Genomic DNA, 3,597 nt, shown 5'->3' on the forward strand with positions numbered 1-3,597 from the left:
TCTCCAGCCAGCGGTAGCTCTCCTTCGTCTCGATCGGCACGCGCGTGGGATTGATGTGCCGCTTGAGCGCGAGCGTTCCCTTGAATTTCGTTCGGGTCCAGAACTTCACGCCGTCAGACCGAGGGGTGTGCCGGTGAGGGTGACGGCCAAGCTCGAATGCATCAGCACCCCGCACAAGGTCAGCACGTTGGGCTGCCCAGTCTTGTAGCGCGCGGCGTTGAGGGTCTTGGTGAAGCCGATTTTGCCCGGCTGCGCGGGGCTGTAGATAAATTCGATCGTGTCCTGCAGGATAAGGATCGGACCTTCGCCAGCGAGAACGCTGTGTTCGGTCACACGCGGGTTGTCAAAGAAGCGGTAGGCCGCCTTCGCGGCTGCCCAGTCGCCGCAGGCCGCCGGGATCGGCATGCCCGGCGCTGCTGACAGCTATCCAGCAACCGCTGCAGCCGGCGGACCGGGCGCTTGTCGGGAAGGGCCGCCGCGCAAAGCTCTTCCTGCCAAGCAGCTTCGCTGCTGCTGGTCTTGTCTCGCATCCGTGACGCCTCCGTGATTCAGCGTCACGCACAGAATCACGGCAGATTCATACGGGGCAATGGGCCCGCCGACAATGTGGGTAATCGAAAGCCACCGCCGGAGGCCTACATCGATCCAGCGGCGCGAGGCGGCCCAATCGCAATCACGGTAGAAGGGCGCTAAATCCGAACGCCAAGGAGTAGAGACGTCGCGACGGCGGGTGCTGCGCGCCGACAGGCGTCGATCAGTGACGAAGCTGATTTCATCTGATCCTTGCTTACTCGACAACGACATCACTCTCATCACCGAAGGTGCATGACTGATTCTAAAAAGATCAGGTACATCATCCGGGCGGGCACAAGCCCATTTTTTATATGCGGCAGTCAGCGGTCGCCCTGCATGATCGCGAGGAGGCAGGAACCCTCCGAGGAGGAAGCGCTGAATTCTTACCTTGAGCACCGCTCTGAAGATGGGAGGATCACTGCGGCCACCGATCAAGCACTTTGTCGTTTGCTTTTGCACTACGTGAAGAAGGTTTTGATACCCAGTCGCCCTCCGACGAAGAGCACGGAGCAGCTGCAAATCGGACCTGCTGACCTTAGTGTCGGCCACCCATCTATGATAACGTAACATTGCAACAGATACTTTAAATACCTTTATGGACTCTTCGCAATCGAAAATCGCTGACGATGGTACCTTCAGCCGCACGGGTCTGAGGCTAGGTAGGGAATAACCGGATCCCTGTTTATGCTTGTACCGTCGGAGCACACAACGGAGAGCCAACGTCTATGTTAAAAAGAGCGCTCATTCTCGTTGAAGGCCATAATGGTATTGGCCTCCTATATATAAAAGCAGCCCAGCGCCTTGGCCTTCATCCAATTACTCTTTCATCTGATCCAACTCGGTACGACTATCTAGCGGCGGAAGGCGTTGAGGCAGTCCGTGTCGATACAGACAGTCTCGATTGGTTGATCCGCGCAAGCTCGCTGCTGCGCGCAACGTATGACATTGCTGGCATTACTGGCTTTGCGGGCGAGGACGAGTCTATCTACGTGACAGTTGGAGAGCTCTGCCGATATTTCGACCTGCCGGGGCCGAACCCCGCATCGATTGAACGATGCTGCAATAAATTTACTCAACGTGAGCTCCTCGCGGATGCCGGCATTCCAATGCCCGATTATCGGTTAGCAGTCGATGAGTCGGGCGTTGAAAGCGCCGCCGCGCAGATTGGTCTACCGGTAGTTCTTAAGCCGGCCCTAGGCAGCGGCAGCATTGGAGTCAGATTGTGCTGCAACGTCGATGAATTAGCCGAACATGCGAGCTATCTATTGAACGGGAGGCACATATGGCGGTCTTCGCCGCTAATATTGGTCGAAGAATTCGCGCAAGGGCCACACTATTGCGCTGACATAATGGGAAATGAAGTCATTGGGATCGAGGCCGCTGAATTCAGCCCCCCACCTCATTTCATCTTTCGCGAGTACACTCATCCAGCCCCGCTGAATGATGAGGAGTATGCACTCATCGCCGATGTTTCGCTGAGCTGTTTGCAAGCTCTCGGCCTTGGCTGGGGGCCATCCTCCGTTGAATTCCGTTGGACGAAGCGTGGGCCAGTCGTGATCGAAGTCAATCCACGTATTGCCGGCGGGGCCAACCCTCAACTGCTTCATCTGGCTTACGGCATCGATCTCATCGCCGAGCACATCAAGCTTGTCATCGGTGAGGAATGGGATTTGCGCAAAAGGCATTCGCATGCTGCGGGCGTGCGGTTCCTGATTGCAGATCGCGATGGCACCCTAGATTGGATCAGCGGCGTCAGTCAGGCGGCCTCTTTACCAGGTGTCGCCGAGGTGGAATTTTACGGTAAACTCAAAATGCCGATCGTCAGAAAAGGCGATTATCGAGACCGCATCGGACATATCGTCGCTACTTCAGCTGATTGTGCTCAGATTAGGTCGATACTTGACCGAGCAGTTGACTTAGTTAGTTGGTCGATCACACCTTTTACGAACCTCGGCGAACAGGAACAATATGAAGGCCCTCCTGCCGCTTGCCGAAGCAACGGCACCTAACCCGCTTCTCTCACCGCCCCAGGCTCGAGTCGCATCTTGACTGGCGCGGTGGTCGGCGCTGCTCTTTGCAGTTTTGAAGACGAGCGCAGCCAGCTTCTGGGCTCTGCAATTTTCCTCTATCGGGAGGGTTGAGGTCCGGCGGCGTCAGCAGCCCGCGGCGCATATTGCGAGCCTGGTGTGGGCGATGCCGAGGCGGTGCAAGGCGCAGATCAGGACGTAGGCAAACGTGGCGAACCAGAGCCGCAGCTGATTGGCGCATGGTGTGAGCGCCGGTGCGGTCGGTGTAGAGCGGCGGACTTTCATGTGAGTCCATAGCCTGCGGCAGTGAAGTAGTTTCTGCATTCTGTTGGAGAGAAGAGATTGCAGATATCGCCAATGGCCTGCCACAGGGCGTCGATGGTTCTGATGGCCTTTGCGCGCAGATGCGCCTTGAGCTTGGCGAAGGCCATTTCGATCGGGTTGAGATCGGGGCTGTAGGGCGGCAGGAAGAGCAGCCATGCGCCTCTGGCCCGGATGGCTGCCTCGGCGGCCGGACTCTTGTGGGCAGCGAGATTGTCGAGGATGACCACATCGCCCTTTGCCAGCGTCGGAGCGAGCTGCGTTTCGACGTAGGTGTCGAAGATGCGACGGTTCATCGGCGTGTCGACGACGAAAGGGGCGGTGAGCCCATGGCAGCGCAGCCCGGCGATGAAGGTCTGCGTCTTCCAATGTCCGAACGGTGCCTTTGAGCGCAGCCGTTGGCCCTTCAGGCAGCGGCCGCGCAGGCGCGTCATCTTCGTAGTGGTTCCGGTCTCGTCGATAAACACCAGCCGATGTGGCTCAAGCCGCATCCGCGGCTGGCGTTTGGCCCGCCACTGCTGGCGCGCCTTGCTGATGTCGGGTCGATCTTGCTCGCTGGCCAGCAGCGTTTTTTTTGAAGCGGTAGCCGTTCGGGACTGTCAGGAATTCTGTGCGCGAGGCCGGTCTCGTCATTGGCTGACGAACCTCTCGCCGAAGACAACGGCGAACTGGGTCT

The 3,597-nt window shown here is 58.0% G+C and carries 2 protein-coding genes and 2 pseudogenes; 1 reads left to right on the forward strand and 3 read right to left on the reverse strand.

The annotated features are described in order from the left end of the window. Window positions 1-105: 105 nt before the first annotated feature. Window positions 106-405, reverse strand: a complete 300-nt coding sequence (locus NKH60_RS34585) for a transposase DNA-binding-containing protein (RefSeq protein ID WP_352875073.1) — start codon at window positions 403-405, stop codon at window positions 106-108. Between the two features lie 893 nt (window positions 406-1,298). Here NKH60_RS34585 and NKH60_RS34590 point away from each other — a divergent pair. Beyond that, a complete protein-coding gene (locus NKH60_RS34590) occupies window positions 1,299-2,582 on the forward strand; it encodes an ATP-grasp domain-containing protein (protein WP_352875075.1) in 1,284 nt (427 codons plus the stop codon). A gap of 150 nt (window positions 2,583-2,732) precedes the next feature. Here NKH60_RS34590 and NKH60_RS35285 read toward each other — a convergent pair. Both NKH60_RS35285 and NKH60_RS34595 read right to left on the reverse strand, forming a co-directional pair. Further along, a pseudogene (locus NKH60_RS35285) lies at window positions 2,733-2,871 on the reverse strand (IS1380 family transposase); the annotation flags it as partial. 10 nt (window positions 2,872-2,881) lie between these two features. Beyond that, window positions 2,882-3,514 (reverse strand): annotated as a pseudogene (locus tag NKH60_RS34595) (IS630 family transposase); the annotation flags it as partial. Window positions 3,515-3,597: the final 83 nt, after the last annotated feature.

It is taken from the genome of Mesorhizobium sp. M1006 (assembly GCF_040318825.1).
Classification (GTDB): domain Bacteria; phylum Pseudomonadota; class Alphaproteobacteria; order Rhizobiales; family Rhizobiaceae; genus Mesorhizobium.